The organism is Patiriisocius marinistellae (genome assembly GCF_009014635.1).
Taxonomy (GTDB): domain Bacteria; phylum Bacteroidota; class Bacteroidia; order Flavobacteriales; family Flavobacteriaceae; genus Patiriisocius; species Patiriisocius marinistellae.
In genome coordinates, this window is the sequence record NZ_BKCF01000007.1 from 52,055 (window position 1) to 69,074 (window position 17,020).

The window sequence follows — 17,020 nt, forward strand, 5'->3', positions numbered from 1 at the left end:
TGGTTCTGGGTCCATATTGCTGTTTAATAAATACCTACGCTTTGAAAAACTTTGTTGGTATTATTAGGAACATTAGACGAGGCATCTAAACTTAAACTAAAAAGCGATGAGTCTTCATAAAAATTGAAAACATTACCGCTAATATATGTTTCTCTTTCATATCCAAAATCATACCCCACTTTTAATTCATGGGTTTCTTCATTAAATATAATATTGAATAAATTACTTGATGTTGGCAGTCCACAATTATCACAGTCATCTTCCTCACATGAAAAGAATGTTAAAACTGTTACTAATGCTAAAATAGTACGAAACTTCATATTTAGTTATTTAAAATTTACACAAATTAATAATTTGCCAATTCCTAAGTAATAATCATTAATGGGTATATTTTTCTTAAAAAAATAACACCGAAAATAAATCTATCCCTCAGCCCAACAAAAACCTACATTTTTCGTTTATTTGCTAACAGAATTAAAACTATGCATTTATTATATTTTGATCCCGGTCTGGGAATGATGATTGTACAAGCTGTAGCAGCGGGAGTTGCTGGTGTTTTGCTTTTTTCTAAAGGAGTAATGTACAAAATAAAAGGTTTTTTTGGCATGAATAAGGACGAAGACGATACTTACGATTCTATTGATGTTGATGAAAATGAGGATGGGAAAGATGACAAAAAACAATAAGACACACGAGGCTTCGTTTCGTGATCCATCAGGCCACATGTTTTATGATGACGATACACTTAGAAGGAGAATAAACCCTATCTATTTTAAGCAATATAATGCGCTAAAGGACAGTGGTTTTTTTGCCACACTTTTTAAAAATGAATTGCTTATTCCTCATAAAGAAAATAGCGTTTTTGAAAATGAAATTATTATTACTCCAGAGCCCATTCCTTTTATTACGAATCCTTATGAGTGGAGTTTTGAGCAATTTAAACATGCAGCGCTACATACTTTAAAGCTTCAAAAATATGCTTTAACTAAAGGGTTTATCTTGAAAGATGCATCTGCTTATAATATTACATTTCATAAAGGAAAGCCCATTTTTATAGATACACTCTCATTTGATTTTTATGAAGAAGATACTCCGTGGAGGGCCTACAAACAATTTATAACGCATTTTTTTGGACCGTTAGTTTTAGCTAGCTATCATGGCACCGAAATTTTCAAAATGTTGCAAACACATATTGATGGGATTCCTGTAAAGTTGATTTCATCATTGCTTCCTGGGAAGACAAAATTAAGTTCTACGATTTACACAAACATCCATCTAGCTGCAAAGATGGAGAGCAAGCATAGCGAAGACTATAAAGCCGAAACTAAGATTGCAAAGCTTTCTAAAAAAGCACAAAATAATATTCTAGATAATCTTTTTAATTTTATTAAAAAGATGAGTCTTAAAGAAGAAACCGAGTGGGGTAATTACTATGATAAAACAAATTACAACGACGCAGCTTTTCAAGGTAAAAAGGAGCTTATTCAAGACTGGGTAAGTAATTTAAAACCACAGCGATTGATTGACATGGGGGGTAATGACGGGACTTTTGCTCGTACAGTGCTTTCTCAAGTGCCAAACGTTATTGTAACAGATATTGACAGCAATGCTGTAGCCTATAATTACAAACAAGTACAAGAACATAAGGAAACAAATATGTTGCCTTTTGTATGTGACGTTTTACAACCAGCACCAGGAATTGGATTTAATAATACAGAACGTAATTCCTTAATTGATAGATTAGCAACTTATGCGCCAGATGTTACAATGGCACTTGCTTTAATCCATCATATTACGTTGAGTGGTAATGTTCCATTTAATAAATCTGCAGAATTCTTTTCAAAATTTTCTACACATCTTATTATTGAGTTTCCTACTAGAGAAGACTCTTGGGTGGAGAGCTTATTAGTTAGAAAAAGAGAATTTATAAACCACTTTGATTTTTATAATCAAACTGAATTTGAACAGGGTTACGGACAATACTTTGACTTAGAAAAAAAGGTGGAGGTTAAAGGCACAAAGCGCATTTTGTATCTTTACAAAAACAAACAAAATGGCATCGCCTAAGAAAGAGAGTTTTTTTGTAGCGTTTTTAAAACCTAATAACGTTTCTCCATTACTTGCTGCAATTGCTGCCGGGTTGTATCCAATTTTCTTTTATTATTCAAATAATTATCCTCTGGTGAATACTTGGGGGCATTTTGGGTATTTTTTATCAATGTTTATTGGAGTTCCATTTGTTGTTTTTCTTTTTGCAAAATTGATTCAAAAAAAAATAGTACCTGAAAAGTTTAAAAAATACATCTTTCCATTTTTAAACATTTTTATATTTCTTTTTTTGATGAAAGTTTGTTTATACGCAGGCATTCAAAAAAAAATGATTGTAGTAATTTTTTTCATTGCTATTGTAGCTGCATATTTACTTCATAAACATTTGAAGAAAATTATTGCACTACAACTTATACTTGCCATCATAGCAGGATTTTCGCTTACTCAACATATAGTAAAACAATTGACATACGATACTTCTTGGATGCAACAACCAGATGAAATCGCCAGTGCTACTTTTAAGAAAAAGCCCAATATATACTATATTCAGCCAGATGGCTATGTCAATTTTTCTACATTAAGAAAAGCCCCATATAATTATGACAATACTAAATTTGAAAATTTTGTGGCAGCAAATGGTTTTGTTCACTATCCTAATTTTAGGAGTAATTACGCGGCTACACTTTCATCAAATAGTTCTACATTTATGATGAAGCACCATTATTATAATGGTGAGAAGAGTTTTAATGAAGCGCTCAATGCACGTGATATAATTATGTCTAAAAACACAGTTCTCGATGTATTTAAAGGCAATGGGTATAACACAACTTTTTTAGGAGAAAAGCATTATTTGTTAATGAATAAACCCACCCTGGGTTATGATAATAGTAATATTATAGTTTCTGAAATTCCATTTATTGGAACAGGTTTAGGTAAGCAAAGAAACGTAGTGCAGATATTAGATAGTTTAAAAGTTAACAACGCAAAACCTCAGTTTTTTTTTATTGAAATGTTTAATCCAGGGCATATAGAAGGAAGAGAATCAATAAGTGATGGGAGCAAAATTGAGCGAGAAGAGTGGCTTGAAAGTTTAAAAAAAGCCAATGAAAACCTAACACAGCTAATTACTGTAGTTAAAAAAAAAGACCCTAATGCACTTATAATAATCATGGCAGACCATGGTGGGTTTGTAGGAATGAATTTTACGGAGCAGATTTATAAAAAAACACAAGATGCTGGCATTATAAACTCTATATTTAGTAGTAATTTATTGATTCATTGGCCTAATAATGAAGCACCAAGTTATGATGAAAAACTGGTGAGTAGTGTAAACTTATTTAGAATATTGTTTTCTTACCTTTCAGAAAATGAACAATATTTGACTAATCTAGAAGATAATAGTAGTTACGTTATATTAAATGAAGGAGCTCCCAATGATGTTTATAAATATATTAATGATGCTGGTGATATTACACTAGAAAAAGTTTTTAAAAATTAATTAATATGTTTTTAAACTTTTTAAAAAACGATAAAGTTCCTCAGTTACTTGTTGCCATTGCAGCGGGTTTATATCCGTTTTTTCATTATTATAGTAGCAATCTAGATTTGGCAGATTCTTGGTTTCAGCTATTTTTTCTAATTACTGCTTGTTTTGTAGTTCCTATTACTTTGGTCTTAGTTTCAAAATATATTTTTAATCTTTCTTTTCTTCAAAAGTTTCAAAAATATAGACTCGCTGCTATAAACTTTGTTTGTTTTTCTGGATTGTTGAGTATGCTTATTTTTCTTTCAAACAAAAAAGTATTTGTTCTCGTTATTGTTATTGCAGCACTTTTTAGTTTGTTGCTTAATAAATATTTAAAAAAGATTGTACTGCTTCAGATTATTATAGCTGTAATGAGCCTCTTTACATTAATACCTAAGTTGTTTTTCGCTTTTAATTATAATAATAGTTGGACACAAATTACACCAAAACTTGAAAATATTACTTTAAATAATAAACCTAATATCTATGTAATACAACCTGATGGTTATACGGATTTTGAGGTAATGAAAAAGGCACCTTATAATTATAGTGATACAAAGTTTGAAGATTATTTAATTGAAAACGATTTTATAAATTATAAAAATTTCCGAAGCAATTATTATTCAACATTAACATCAAACGCTTCTATGTTTGCAATGAAGCATCACTATTATAAAAATACATATTCAGGAAATTTGAAGACGTTTGGCGCTCAAGAGGTAATTGTGGGTAATGATAATAATGTGTTGAAAATATTAAAGAATAACGACTACAAAACACATTTAGTAACAGACAATTCTTTCTTTACAGTAAATAGAAAAACAGCATTATTTGATCACAGTAATGTGGAAGGCAAAACAGAAAAGATATACGACTCAGGAGGTATTCACAATGTAGATATTGTGACAGATTTTAGAAATTTAGTTAAAAATCAATCTGCGTCATCAAATTTTTATTTTATTGAGAAAACGCTTCCTAGCCATATTGCATACACGCAAGCATCATCGCAGGGAATAGAAAAGGAAAGAGAAAATTATTTTTCACGGCTTAAAAGCGCAAATTTATGGCTGAAAGAACTTATTTCAATTATTAATAAAAATGATAATAATGCGTTGATAGTTATTGTGGCAGACCATGGCGGTTACGTAGGATTAAAATCTGTAAAGGAAGTTGAGACGAGACAGCTTACAGCAATTGAGACAAAATCTACATTTAGTAGTTTGTTAAGTATTAAATGGCCTCAAAATAACGAGCCTAAAGGCTTTAATTGTAAGACGAATGTCAATCTGTTTCCTTATATTTTCTCATATTTGGCAGATGATAAAAATATTTTAAATGATCTTGAAGTAGATAATAGCTATCTTCCATTATATGAAGGAAGTAATGCTGCTTATTTTCAAGTGCTTGACGAAAATTACAAAGCGTATTACGTGCCAATTGAGTAACAAAAAAAACCTAAAATATCTTTACAGTAAGGAAATATAAGAAAGAAGATTTCTCTCAATGGAACGCATTTATTGCAAGCGCAAAAAATGCGACGTTTCTTTTTGATAGAGGCTTTATGGATTATCACAGTGACAGATTTAAGGACTATTCATTAATGGTTTTTAAAGATGACAATTTGTACGCTGTACTTCCAGCAAACGTTAAAGATGGAGTAGTTTATTCGCATCAAGGATTGACGTATGGGAGTTTTGTGCTTCAAGAAAAAGCAAAATTGTTATATGCTTTTGAGGCTTTTAAAGCTCTTTTAAAATTTCTTTCTTCGGAAGGAATACAAACGTTAGAAATTAGAAATATCCCTACGTTTTATAATAGTTTACCCGCAGATGAGCTTTCCTATTTTCTTTTTAAAGCTGAAGCCCAACTAGTAAAAAGAGATGCGCTAATGGTTATAGATACTACGCATAATTTAGGGTTTCAAAAAAATCGAAGAGAAGGTATAAATAAAGCAATTAGAAATGGTTTAAAAATAAAAGTAGAAGATAATTTTGATAGTTTTTGGAATGAAATTCTTATTCCCAATCTCACAAAAAAACACGGTGTAAAACCAGTGCATTCACTTGAAGAAATTAAACTGCTTGCATCACGTTTTCCAGAAAATATTAAACAAGTTAATGTATATAAAGACGATACCATTGTTGCAGGAACTACTGTTTTTTTAACTAAAACAACTATTCATCCACAATACGTTTCAGGTAATAGTGATAAAAATGCTTATGGCAGTTTAGACCTTGCATACGATTTTATTATTAATCATTTTGCTAAGCAAAAACGCTATTTTGACTTCAATATTTCGAGTGAAGAAAACGGAACAAAACTTAATAGCGGGCTCATTTTTTGGAAAGAAAGTTGTGGTGCGCGTACGTTTGTTGCAGATAATTACGTTGTGGAAACAGTAAAGTACAAAACCTTAGATTTAAACGTGCTATGATTCCATTTATTGATGTATATGCGATAAACGCCCGTTTTGAAAACGACTTCAAAATTGGATTTCAGAATTTTTTAGATAGTAGTTATTATATTCTTGGAAATCAGGTCAAAGCTTTTGAACAAGCCTTTGCAGCCTATTGTGGCGTTACTCATTGCATAGGTATGGGAAATGGATTAGATGCACTACGTTTAATTCTTGAAGGTTATAAGTTACTAGGAAAATTAAAAGATGGTGATGAAGTTCTTGTCGCTTCAAATACATTTATTGCCACAATTATTGCAATCAAACAGGCTGGATTGAAACCCATTCTTGTAGAGGTTGAAACAGAAAAATTTAATTTTGATTTACTAGCTTTAAAACAAGCAATAACGCCTAAGTCTAAAGCGATTATGCCTGTACATTTGTATGGACAACTAGCCCCAATGGAGGAAATTAATGCTTTAAGTAAAGAGTATGATTTAATAGTTATTGAAGATGCTGCCCAAGCACACGGCGCAAAAGATGGAGGTGGAAAATGTGCCGGAAATTTAGGTAATGCGGGAGGTTTTAGTTTTTACCCTACTAAAAATTTAGGAGCACTAGGCGATGGTGGAGCTGTGACAACCAATGATGATGCACTTGCAGCAGTACTTCGGAAATTACGTAACTACGGGACTTCTTCAAAATATGTCAATGATGTTTTGGGGTTTAACTCAAGGCTAGATGAAATTCAAGCTGCTTTTTTAAATATTAAGTTGCCAAAATTAAGTGCAGATAATGATTTCCGAAGAGAAATTGCTAAGCGTTATATTTCAGAAATAGATAATTCAAAAATTTTAATGCCCAATTATGATGGAACTGAAAATCACATATTCCATTTGTTTGTAGTTAGAGTAGAGAATAGAAATGAATTTCAGCAGTATTTAAATGATAATAAAATTGGCAGTTTAATACACTATCCCATTGCGCCACATCAACAAAATGCATTGTTAGAATTAAAAGATTTAAACTTTCCAATTACCGAAATGTTGCACAATCAAGTAATTAGTATTCCCATAAGTCCAGTGATGAATGAAGCACAAGTGAGTCGTGTTATTGAAGTTTTAAATCGTTATTAATTGAAAATTCCAGACTCCATTAAATCAAATTTGTTACTGAAGATAACTTCGGTAAATGCTCCAATTATTATTGTTAGGCAGGTATTTTCTTTGTTTATAAGAAGAGTAGTTGCAGAAAATTTTGGTGAAGTAGGGATTGACATTATTGGTCAATTGCGTAGTATTCAACAAGGAATTTTATCATTAACATCGTTTGGTTTTTTTAATGGTATTGTAAAATATGTTGCAGAACATAAGGAAGACCAAGAAAAATTAAATGGATTATTCTCTACTGCTTTTGTCTTTTGGATGTTTAGTTCCAGTATCGTTGCAATTGCATTAGCTATATTTTCAAAACCGCTTTCTGAGTATTTTTTTGAAACAACAGATTACGCTTCAGTATTAATTGTTATAGGGTGTGTGGCGCCCATGATAGGACTACAACGGTTGTATAATGGTATAGTTAATGGACTTACCGAGTATAAACGTTTTGCTAAGGTTGACATTGTAACATATCTTATCTCGGCTATTTTGCTACTATATTTTGCATGGAATAATCATTTTGAATTTGCATTATATTCTATTGCAATTACCCCAGCGTTACAATTGATTATAATGTTGTATGTATTTTTTAAAACTTTTAAAAACTACATTGATTATAAGCAAATTTCATTTAGAACTCCATTTAAAAATGTGTTGTTAGCGTTTACATTAATCTCATTTATGTCAACAGTGGTTTTAAGCTTTGTTGAGGTTGAAATTAGAAATATGATTCGTACAAATATTTCGCAAACCGAATCTGGTCTCTGGTCAGGTATGCTTGATTTGTCTAAAAATTACATGGCATTTTCATCATTGCTTTTTACGATGTATGTGATACCTAAATTTGCCACTATCAAAACAAAATTTTTGTTTTTTAAAGAAGTGGGCAGTATTTACAAAACACTTTTACCTCTTTTTGGAGCAGGAATGTTATTAATTTATTTTTTACGTCATTTTATTATAGATTTAATTTTTCCAGGTTTTGACGGCATGGCACCATTGTTTAAATGGCAATTAATGGGAGACTTTATTAGGTTAGCTTCTATTATTTTAGCAACCCAGTTTCTTGCAAAAAAGATGGTTAGAAATTTTATATTTTCTGAAGTAATCTCCACCATTCTTTTCTTTGGTCTTTCTTATTACCTCGTTCCCATTTATGGAGTTGAAGGAGTTGTTATAGCACATTTTATTAGGTATATTATTTACTTTATTGTAGTACTTTTATTGTTACAAAGAGCATTTAACAAAAACTTGATGGGTGATGGAGAAGAGACGAAAAATGACTAGATTATAAAATTATAAAATATTTAAAATGGCTGCTGAAACTTGTAAACTGTCTATTGACAATACCCCATATCAATTTGAAGTAATTGGTGATTTTTTTTGGGGTAAAGAAGAGCTCCTTTATAAACCAGAAAATAGCGTTATATCTAAAACTAGTTGGAGTGAAAAGGGGTACGGTGTTGTTGAGGCTTTCTTCGGAAATGAATTTCAAAATTTAAAAGATTCCATTAAAAAAAACATTATCAAAGCCTTTAAAATCAACAAAATTGAATATCCGTCAAATTTTGAATTAAGGGATTACCATAATGTAGTTAAAACAGATAAGCAGCATCTTCAAGTAATTGATATAACCAGAAGTTTGACTAATGAAGATTTTGATTTTGATATAGATGCGCTTACCGAGCGTTTTGGAAAAATTCTAGGCTACAAATTAACCTCGTGGGTGGAAGAGTTGCAAAAATCGCACATTCAAATACGCATAAACCGTCCTAGCTCATTAGATATAAATCCACCACATAGAGATGGTTATTTGAGTTATTGGGAAGATGTAGTAAATGTATGGATACCTATTGAAAGCTGTAATGAGCAAACATCATTGCCGGTATTACCAGGAAGTCATTTATTGCCGGAAAATGAAATTTATAGGACCAATAGCAAAGGTGCTACTATTAACGGAAATACTTATTTTGTACCGTGTATCTTAAAAACTAAGGATGGTAATATGGATATGATACGCCCCAACCCTAAAGAGGGAAATGCACTATTGTTTTCACCATTTTTAATTCATGGAGCAGCAGTAAATAGAAGTGACAAAACACGAGTGTCTATTGAGCTAAGATTTCCGAAGTTAAAAGCTTAAATTTTACTGGACCACTTATCAAAATACTTTTGAGAAACATCAATATAATTATGATGCGCTTCAATAAATTTGCGAGCATTTTGAGAAATTTCTAGAATTTTTTCTGGATTTAAAATAAGCCACTCTAGTTTTTCTGCAATTTTAATAGGGTCCGGTAGTGCGTTGATTGCAACAGTGTCTTCCTCAAGTTTATAATAATCTAACCATTCTTTCTCGGCACCAGTAAATACAACCTTTCCTTTTGCCATAGCCTCAAGTGCATTGAATCCTTGATCATAAGCAAATACTTGGTCTAATAAAATATGTGCTGAATTAAAAAGGTTTATATAGGTTTTATAGGGAACGTTTTCTACGGTAATAATTTCAATTTTATCTTTAAATTTTTCTGAAATTATTTTCAAGGCCTTTTCAAAAATATAGTTTCCTTTTTTATGGTAATTAGACCTATTGATTCCATGGAAGATACTTATTTTTCCATTTAATACTGGATGGATATATTTAATTTGTTCAGTCTTAATGGGGTTTGCTACCATCCCTAAATATTTTTTATTTCCTAAAAGAGGAATCTCATAATCAAGGTCTGAAGCTATGACACCTTTAATGCTTTTATAAATAAAATGGTGAAGTTCAATATAAGGGGTACTTGTGTGCTTTATTGCATTTAGATATTCTGGAGCACTACCACGCCCTTCTTTAAATGGTGTTAAAATTGAATATTTAAAATTATCATCCATTGCATATTTAACGCTTGGATAATCTGTACCACAAGACAATAAAAACACATTTTTGTTATGCTCAAATACAAATGCGAGTAGCTCTTTTTCAATTTTGGGAACAGTGCCAAAGGTATTCTCATTAATTAATTGAACAATATCATTGCCTTTAAATAGATCCTGATGTTTGTAAAATTGCTTTCTAATATTTAGTGAGTTGATATCAACTTTAAATAGTTTATAAATAACTCTTTTAACAAAACGAGGAAAACCTTTTATAAACTTATTTTGAAAATTTATATCTACTAAGCGATTTTTAAAGCCATCACCTAAACCTAAAACTGTAACTTCGTGACCTAAAGTGACCAATCCTTCTTTTAAAGTATAATGAGAAGAATTATATTCGCCAAGTAGAAGAATTTTCATTTAATTACGTTCAATTTTAAATTAAAGAAACGTTTGCAAGATAACCATAAAAAAATTTGCATTGTAGCAATATCTCTCGGTAAAGGAGGTGCTGAACGCTCCTCCGCAATGCTTTCCCAAATGTTATCAAACAAAGGGCATAATGTGCACATTGTTATTTTAAATGATAATGTTGACTTTAAATTTTCAGGAACGTTGTTTAATTTGGGTGTGTTTAAAAAGCAAAACGACACGTTATTAAAACGATTAAAAAGATTTAGAAGGCTTCGGAAATTTTTGATTAATGAAAATTTTGATGTTATCATTGATCACAGATCTAAAAATAGCTACTGGCGTGAGCAATTTTATAATCGATATATCTATAAGGGATTAAAAAAGATTTATGTGGTACATAGTTCTAATCTTTCGGGATACTTTACCGAAATGCCTTTGAGGTTTGCAAGTGTTTATAATAAAAATGTATGCACGATAGGAGTTTCAATACATATTTCAGAAGAGATAAAAAAAATGGGGGTTACAAATTGTAACACTATTTATAATAGTTATAATCCAGAATGGGGAGCAGGTAAAAATGAATTGCCCAATATTTTAAAAGATAAAAAATATCTACTTACGTACGGAAGGATTGAAGATGCTATAAAAGATTTCAGTTTTTTGATTCACTCATTTCAAGCATCAAAAATCTGGCAACAAGATGTTTTTCTAGTGATTATGGGCGATGGAAAAGATAAAGAAAGAATTAAAGAGTTAGCAGAAAGTCAAGAATGTAAATCTCATATTGTTTTTATTCCTTTTAATAAAAACCCATTTTCGATTGTTGCAAACGCACAGTTTACAACACTTACAAGTAAATATGAGGGATTTCCTATGGTCCTTGTTGAGTCTCTTTCGTTAGGCACTCCAGTAGTATCATTAGATATTGTATCTGGCCCTTCAGAAATTATAATACATAAATTAAATGGTTTGTTAGTTAAAGAAAGAAGTATACCTTTATTCTCAAAGGCCATTCATGAAATGATTACAAATAAAGAGCTGCTTGAATACTGTAAAAGGAATGCAAAAGTTACAGTTACAAAATTTTCAATGGAGGAGGTTTCAAAACAATGGGATACATTAATACAAAATGAGCTACATTAATTTAAAGAATATAGAGTTAAGGGATATCCCTAAGATAATTGCACAGGATGGAAGAGGTAATCTATCTGTAATAGAAAAAGATCTCATACCTTACGATATTAAAAGAGTGTATTATTTGTACGATGTACCTAGCGATTCTATTAGGGGAGGACATGCCCACAAAGAATTACAACAGTTTTTGATTGCTTTGAGTGGTAGTTTTGATGTTGTTCTTGATAATGGAAAAGAGCGCAAAACGTTTACATTAAATAGACCTAATAAAGGACTCTTAATTCCATGTGGGATTTGGAGAGAACTTGAAAATTTTTCGGCTGGTGCTGTGTGTCTTTCTCTTGTTAGTGAAGTCTATGATGAGGAAGATTATATTAGGGATTATGATGATTTTAAATTGTATTGTAAAGATTAACTAATTTACTATTTGTAATTAGATTTTAAATTTTATTTAAAAGCGCTCAAAGGCAGACCAAGAGTTTCTAAAACCCTTTTCATTAAAGCTAAACTTTTTAACATTAAAGGCGATGCATTTAATAAAAACCGTTGTTTCTTATTTAGATTTTCTTGGTTTATTTCTTTAAAATGTTTTTCAAACCCTTCAATGTTTCCTGTTTTTTTAGCTAATATAGCTATCGAAAAATGATTTAAATCTAAAAACTTCTGTAATGAAGAGTGTTTGTTTTCAAATTGTTTGTAAGGATATAAATCAATTTTTTCATTTATATTAAATGTTGTATTTGACAAACTTGAAGGACTATAATTATAGGTTGCATAGGGAGTGTTTTTAAAAACAACTTTGTAATGCAATCCTATACGGATCCAAAGATCAGTATCTTGACCACTTTTTATTTTTGGGTTATAAACCCCTATTTTATTAAAAACAGAGTGGTGTAATACAGTACTTGAGCTAGTCAAAATACTATTGATATAACTACTGTCAAAAAAATCTAACACTCGTGTTTCGTTAGGTTGCAAATTTGCAATAGAATATACAGGAGCACTTGTTTTTTTTCTATTTTCTATTCTACATGCCACAGCAAAAACTTTTTCTTCAGGGTAAGTTTTGACTAATAAATTAATACATTGAAGATATCCTTGATCCCAATAATCATCTGCATCCAGCAACGCAATGTATTTTGATGTTGTCATAGAAATTGCAGCATTTCTCGCTGCTCCAGCGCCAGCATTTTCTTGATAATAATAGTTAATGCGCGGGTCATCAAAACTTTTTATAATTTGTTCACTGGTATCTGTAGATCCATCATTTACAATGATAATCTCAAAATCCTCAAACGTTTGGGCAAGTACACTTTGGATTGTTTGACTCAAAAATCCCTCTTTATTATAAACAGCAATCACTACAGAAAATTTAGCCATTACGTTTTAATTTTATAAAGTGACTTAATTTAAAAGCGTCCAGTAATCTCATAGAAGGTTTAGCGGAATGTAAATTTTTAAATGTCTGTTTTTTTACAAGTGCAAAGCTTTTTTGAAATGTAAGTAAACCATGTCCTTTTTGCAATTTAAGATAAACTCGCTGCAACGGTCTCGCATCATTACTTATTAAACCCTCCTTTTCCATATTGTAAGTAGATTCAACAGCGTTTAATGATTTTTTTAAAAATGTCACAGCATCTTCAAGTCCGTGATGAACAATTGGGTTATCAATATGTAGCATTTTAATATTTTCCATTTTTAAATTGTACGAAAATAAAATATCCATACCGTAGGCATTATATTTTTCTGGATTACATTTTAAAAATGTGCTTTTTCTAATACATAGGTTTTGAGAAATAACATCAAAAGGAAACTTTTTGCGTTGTGAAACAGTTTTCACCTCTCTCTGTTTACCATAAGTCCAGCGCAGGATTAATTCTTTATTTGGCTTTCTATCTGTGTATGAAATTCCGCCATAAATACACTCGTGTTCTTTATTTATTGCTGAAACGTAACTAGAAATAAACATAGTATCTTTAGGAAGCACATCTGCATCTAAAAACAGTAACCACTCAAAAGTAGCCTCAACAGCAAGTTTATTTCTTGTCGCGGTACGCCCTAAATTTTCTTTGTTTTTAGTATAATTAACATGCGATAAGATCGATAATTTTTCATTGTTTTCACAGCTCAAACTATTTGTGCTGTAATCATCAACAATGGAAATTTCAAAATCAATACCTGTATCCACACACTGCTTATGAACATTGTTTACAAGTTCACGCACATCATAATTATACGTAGGTATCAGTACAGAAATCATCCCCCGAAAGTACAAAACTCCCATTGAAGAAACCACTCACACTGCAACTTTTTAAAGCTCGGTACAATATGAAAAAACAGTACTTCTGTGTATATTGCCATAAAATCCTAACATGCTTTTCAATACCGTAGATTTTGCTTTTTTCTTTCCGCTGGTATTGCTTTTATATTGGACAATTTTTAAGCGATCACTTCAACTTCAAAATGTATTTCTAGTTGTTGTTAGCTATCTTTTTTATTCCTTTTGGGATTGGCGATTTCTATCACTCATTTTTTTAAGCTCGCTTGTAGATTATTCTATAGGTCTCGCAATGGGCAAAGCCGAAATTCCTAAAACCAGAAAAATGCTGCTCATTGCCAGCTTGGTATTTAACCTAGGATTACTTTTCACATTTAAATATTTCAATTTTTTTGTCACCTCATTTTCAGAAACATTTGCCGTATTTGGCACTAGTTTTAATATGAGCTCCTTAGATATTTTGCTGCCTGTTGGTATTAGTTTTTATACCTTTCAAACACTAAGTTATACTATAGATTTATATCGTAAACGTATTGAACCTACTAAAAATGTAGTTTCATTTTTCGCCTTTGTTTCGTTTTTCCCACAATTAGTAGCAGGTCCTATTGAGCGAGCCTCACATTTACTGCCACAATTTAAAAAACCACGTGTTTTTAATAGGGAGCCTACTGTTGATGGATTGCGATTAATCCTTGGCGGACTCTTTAAAAAAATGGTTATTGCAGATAACTGTGCCTTAATAGCAAACCATATATTTGAAAACTACCAAGCCGAAAGCGGAAGCACATTATTTTTTGGTGCAGTGTTTTTTGCATTTCAAATTTATGGAGATTTTTCTGGGTATAGTGACATTGCTATTGGTACTTCACGATTGATGGGGTTTGATTTAATGAAAAATTTTAACTACCCATATTTATCACAAAACCTATCCGATTTTTGGCGACGTTGGCATATTTCGCTTTCCACTTGGTTTAGGGATTATGTGTATATCCCGCTTGGTGGCAGTAGGGTTTCAAAAACTAGATTGATTGTAAATGTTTTCATTGTTTTTTTAGTGAGTGGATTATGGCATGGGGCTAATTGGACATTTATTTTTTGGGGATTCATTCATGGGCTGTTTGTTATTCCTGTAATTCTATTTGTTAAAAAGGATGTCACGTTTCCGAAGGGAAAAAAACTACCTACATTTAAAGAGCTATTTAATATTTTTACAACATTTTTAATTGTAGTCATCGCATGGATTTTCTTTCGTGCCGAAACAATTACAGATGCATTTTTATATATAAAAACAATCGCTTCGCCAAGTTTAATTACAATGCCTAATATTCCAAGAAGTGGTATATTATTATTGTTTTTGTATATGTGTTTTGAATGGATACAACGCCACAGAGGCCATATTCTGGACATTACGTTTATTAAATCAAAATTAATGCGCTATGCAATATACTATGTTCTCGTTGGGATTATTTTGCTGCATGCGGGTGATTTGCAGCCATTTATTTATTTTCAATTTTAAGTATGAAAAAGCTCTATATAAAACTACTCATATTCCTGTTGCCATTGTTGGCATTGTGGGGAGCATTAGAGTTTTTTTACCGTACTACAGAAACGAATTACACCTATAAAACAGCGAAGCTCATTGAAAATTATGACTGTATTGAGACGCTCATTTTAGGAGATTCGCATACTTTTTATGGATTAGATCCTGAGTATTTTACCTCTAAAACATTTAATCTAGCTAACATAAGTCAAACGCTTTATTTTGACGAATTGCTATTAGAAAAGCATATTGACTCAATGGATAGTTTGAAAACGGTTATATTAAATGTGAGTTATTTTAGTCTGTCTTCTTTAGAAAACTCAAAAGAAGATAGTTGGCGCAAATATTTTTATGAAGCGCAGATGGATTTAGATGTTCCTATCGTGTCGTCATTTGCACCCCAAAAATATAGTCTAGCATTGGCGAGAAGACTTCATAAATCTTTAGAGTTAACTCATCAATATCATGATAACGGTACCATTGTTAATTGTTATAAAAACGGTTACGGAATACAAGATGAAAATGACATTGTTACAGATAAAGAGAATATCTCAATCTTCATAGCAAAAAAACACGAAGATGGATTGTTAGATTTTAAAAACAATACCGTAAGACTGCAACGAATGATTGCACTTTGTCAAAATAGGAATGTCAAAGTATTATTAATAGAGATGCCTGTGTATCCCACTTATTATGACTTGTTAGATCAAGAAAAATGGTCAAAAATTGAAACTACTTTACATCTATTAGCTAAAGAGCATCAAAACACAGACCACTTAGATTTAACACAGCATTCTACATTTAATAAAGAAGATTTGAGGGACGCAGACCATTTAACAAATAATGGAGCTAAAAAATGTAGTAGGTTAGTGGATGACTATTTAAAAGCAACTCTTTAAAATTTTCAGTCTGCATTAAATTTTAAACCGTCTTCTGTACTACTTCAAATATTTGATTTTCATCACACTTTAAAGTTTTTGAAGGATATTTTAAAAGTAATGCATAGTCGTGCGTTGCCATTAAAATGGTGTTACCATTATTGTTTATTTCTTGCAAGACCTGCATTACTTCAACACTTGTTTGCGGATCAAGGTTTCCTGTGGGCTCATCTGCAAGGATAAGTTCTGGGTCATTGAGTAGTGCTCTTGCTATTGCAACACGCTGTTGTTCACCACCAGATAATTGATGTGGGAATTTAAAGTTTTTAGTTTTCATTCCTACCTTATCAAGTACTTCATCAATTTTAGCCTCCATCTCCTTTTTATCCTTCCAGCCGGTTGCTTTAAGTACAAAGAAAAGATTGTCTTTTACAGTGCGGTCATTTAGTAATTTAAAGTCTTGAAAAACAACACCTAGTTTTCTGCGTAATGCAGGAATATCTTTCTCTTTTAAAGTCTTTAAATTATGTCCTACAATATGCCCTTCCCCTTTTTGTAGAGGCAAGTCTCCATAAAGCGTTTTCATAAAACTACTTTTACCAGAGCCCGTTTTACCTATTAAATAAACAAATTCGCCTTTGTCAACTTTTACGGAGACTTCATCAAGAATAAGATTTTCTCGTTGAAAAATAGAAGCATTTTTAAATTCTAAGACAGCTTGAGACATGTGCAATAAATTTTAAAACAAATATAATTTTAAATTTAGATAATATAGAATTTAAACAGTT

General features: G+C 31.3%; 17 protein-coding genes. 12 read left to right on the plus strand and 5 right to left on the minus strand.

The genetic code is table 11. The annotated features are described in order from the left end of the window. Positions 1-23: 23 nt before the first annotated feature. Complete coding sequence (locus GB234_RS14065) at positions 24-320, minus strand: hypothetical protein (protein WP_151895224.1); 297 nt, start codon at positions 318-320, stop codon at positions 24-26. A 162-nt stretch (positions 321-482) separates the two neighbouring features. Here GB234_RS14065 and GB234_RS14070 point away from each other — a divergent pair, with 162 nt between their 5' ends. From GB234_RS14070 to GB234_RS14105, 8 genes are all read left to right on the plus strand, one after another. Next, a complete protein-coding gene (locus GB234_RS14070; RefSeq protein ID WP_151895225.1) occupies positions 483-686 on the plus strand; it encodes a hypothetical protein in 204 nt (67 codons plus the stop codon). After that, entirely contained in the window at positions 670-2,067 is a 1,398-nt protein-coding gene (locus tag GB234_RS14075; protein ID WP_151895226.1) for a class I SAM-dependent methyltransferase, read from the plus strand. Before GB234_RS14070 ends, GB234_RS14075 begins: the two co-directional genes overlap by 17 nt. Continuing rightward, entirely contained in the window at positions 2,054-3,547 is a 1,494-nt protein-coding gene (locus GB234_RS14080) for a sulfatase-like hydrolase/transferase (RefSeq protein WP_151895227.1), read from the plus strand. Before GB234_RS14075 ends, GB234_RS14080 begins: the two co-directional genes overlap by 14 nt. A 5-nt stretch (positions 3,548-3,552) precedes the next feature. Beyond that, positions 3,553-5,019 (plus strand): LTA synthase family protein, encoded by a 1,467-nt coding sequence (locus tag GB234_RS14085; RefSeq protein WP_151895228.1) that lies wholly within the window; start codon positions 3,553-3,555, stop codon positions 5,017-5,019. A gap of 116 nt (positions 5,020-5,135) precedes the next feature. After that, on the plus strand, positions 5,136-6,008 hold the full coding sequence (locus GB234_RS14090) for a GNAT family N-acetyltransferase (RefSeq protein WP_235906151.1): 873 nt from the start codon (positions 5,136-5,138) through the stop codon (positions 6,006-6,008). Next, entirely contained in the window at positions 6,005-7,105 is a 1,101-nt protein-coding gene (locus GB234_RS14095; RefSeq protein ID WP_151895230.1) for a DegT/DnrJ/EryC1/StrS family aminotransferase, read from the plus strand. Before GB234_RS14090 ends, GB234_RS14095 begins: the two co-directional genes overlap by 4 nt. Next, positions 7,106-8,413 (plus strand): O-antigen translocase, encoded by a 1,308-nt coding sequence (locus GB234_RS14100; RefSeq protein ID WP_151895231.1) that lies wholly within the window; start codon positions 7,106-7,108, stop codon positions 8,411-8,413. It begins immediately after the preceding gene. Positions 8,414-8,438: 25 nt separating this feature from the next. Next, positions 8,439-9,269, plus strand: a complete 831-nt coding sequence (locus GB234_RS14105; RefSeq protein ID WP_151895232.1) for a phytanoyl-CoA dioxygenase family protein — start codon at positions 8,439-8,441, stop codon at positions 9,267-9,269. Here GB234_RS14105 and GB234_RS14110 read toward each other — a convergent pair. Next, complete coding sequence (locus GB234_RS14110; RefSeq protein ID WP_151895233.1) at positions 9,266-10,408, minus strand: glycosyltransferase; 1,143 nt, start codon at positions 10,406-10,408, stop codon at positions 9,266-9,268. The genes GB234_RS14105 and GB234_RS14110 overlap by 4 nt on opposite strands. A gap of 33 nt (positions 10,409-10,441) precedes the next feature. Here GB234_RS14110 and GB234_RS14115 point away from each other — a divergent pair, with 33 nt between their 5' ends. Beyond that, a complete protein-coding gene (locus GB234_RS14115) occupies positions 10,442-11,545 on the plus strand; it encodes a glycosyltransferase (RefSeq protein WP_151895234.1) in 1,104 nt (367 codons plus the stop codon). Beyond that, on the plus strand, positions 11,532-11,951 hold the full coding sequence (locus tag GB234_RS14120) for a sugar 3,4-ketoisomerase (protein ID WP_151895235.1): 420 nt from the start codon (positions 11,532-11,534) through the stop codon (positions 11,949-11,951). Before GB234_RS14115 ends, GB234_RS14120 begins: the two co-directional genes overlap by 14 nt. Positions 11,952-11,983: 32 nt before the next feature. Here the strand turns inward: GB234_RS14120 and GB234_RS14125 are convergent, their stop codons facing one another. Together GB234_RS14125 and GB234_RS14130 are read right to left on the minus strand one after the other, a co-directional pair. Next, positions 11,984-12,916 (minus strand): glycosyltransferase family 2 protein, encoded by a 933-nt coding sequence (locus tag GB234_RS14125; RefSeq protein WP_151895236.1) that lies wholly within the window; start codon positions 12,914-12,916, stop codon positions 11,984-11,986. Further along, complete coding sequence (locus tag GB234_RS14130; RefSeq protein WP_172966900.1) at positions 12,909-13,796, minus strand: glycosyltransferase family 2 protein; 888 nt, start codon at positions 13,794-13,796, stop codon at positions 12,909-12,911. Before GB234_RS14130 ends, GB234_RS14125 begins: the two co-directional genes overlap by 8 nt. A 112-nt stretch (positions 13,797-13,908) precedes the next feature. On the opposite strand from GB234_RS14130, the gene GB234_RS14135 reads away from it, so the two are divergent. Both GB234_RS14135 and GB234_RS14140 read left to right on the plus strand, forming a co-directional pair. After that, entirely contained in the window at positions 13,909-15,330 is a 1,422-nt protein-coding gene (locus GB234_RS14135; protein ID WP_151895238.1) for an MBOAT family O-acyltransferase, read from the plus strand. Positions 15,331-15,332: 2 nt separating this feature from the next. Next, on the plus strand, positions 15,333-16,253 hold the full coding sequence (locus tag GB234_RS14140; protein ID WP_151895239.1) for an LB_356 family protein: 921 nt from the start codon (positions 15,333-15,335) through the stop codon (positions 16,251-16,253). 22 nt (positions 16,254-16,275) lie between these two features. On the opposite strand, the gene GB234_RS14145 is transcribed toward GB234_RS14140, so the two are convergent. Next, complete coding sequence (locus GB234_RS14145; RefSeq protein WP_151895240.1) at positions 16,276-16,959, minus strand: cell division ATP-binding protein FtsE; 684 nt, start codon at positions 16,957-16,959, stop codon at positions 16,276-16,278. Positions 16,960-17,020 lie beyond the last annotated feature (61 nt).

Bases quoted from the DNA above. Each gene is read 5' to 3' on its own strand.
- GB234_RS14065 (WP_151895224.1), bottom strand. From the start codon at position 320: ATGAAGTTTCGTACTATTTTAGCATTAGTAACAGTTTTAACATTCTTT.
- GB234_RS14070 (WP_151895225.1), top strand. From the start codon at position 483: ATGCATTTATTATATTTTGATCCCGGTCTGGGAATGATGATTGTACAA.
- GB234_RS14075 (WP_151895226.1), top strand. From the start codon at position 670: ATGACAAAAAACAATAAGACACACGAGGCTTCGTTTCGTGATCCATCA.
- GB234_RS14080 (WP_151895227.1), top strand. From the start codon at position 2,054: ATGGCATCGCCTAAGAAAGAGAGTTTTTTTGTAGCGTTTTTAAAACCT.
- GB234_RS14085 (WP_151895228.1), top strand. From the start codon at position 3,553: ATGTTTTTAAACTTTTTAAAAAACGATAAAGTTCCTCAGTTACTTGTT.
- GB234_RS14090 (WP_235906151.1), top strand. From the start codon at position 5,136: ATGGATTATCACAGTGACAGATTTAAGGACTATTCATTAATGGTTTTT.
- GB234_RS14095 (WP_151895230.1), top strand. From the start codon at position 6,005: ATGATTCCATTTATTGATGTATATGCGATAAACGCCCGTTTTGAAAAC.
- GB234_RS14105 (WP_151895232.1), top strand. From the start codon at position 8,439: ATGGCTGCTGAAACTTGTAAACTGTCTATTGACAATACCCCATATCAA.
- GB234_RS14110 (WP_151895233.1), bottom strand. From the start codon at position 10,408: ATGAAAATTCTTCTACTTGGCGAATATAATTCTTCTCATTATACTTTA.
- GB234_RS14120 (WP_151895235.1), top strand. From the start codon at position 11,532: ATGAGCTACATTAATTTAAAGAATATAGAGTTAAGGGATATCCCTAAG.
- GB234_RS14125 (WP_151895236.1), bottom strand. From the start codon at position 12,916: ATGGCTAAATTTTCTGTAGTGATTGCTGTTTATAATAAAGAGGGATTT.
- GB234_RS14130 (WP_172966900.1), bottom strand. From the start codon at position 13,796: ATGATTTCTGTACTGATACCTACGTATAATTATGATGTGCGTGAACTT.
- GB234_RS14135 (WP_151895238.1), top strand. From the start codon at position 13,909: ATGCTTTTCAATACCGTAGATTTTGCTTTTTTCTTTCCGCTGGTATTG.
- GB234_RS14140 (WP_151895239.1), top strand. From the start codon at position 15,333: ATGAAAAAGCTCTATATAAAACTACTCATATTCCTGTTGCCATTGTTG.
- GB234_RS14145 (WP_151895240.1), bottom strand. From the start codon at position 16,959: ATGTCTCAAGCTGTCTTAGAATTTAAAAATGCTTCTATTTTTCAACGA.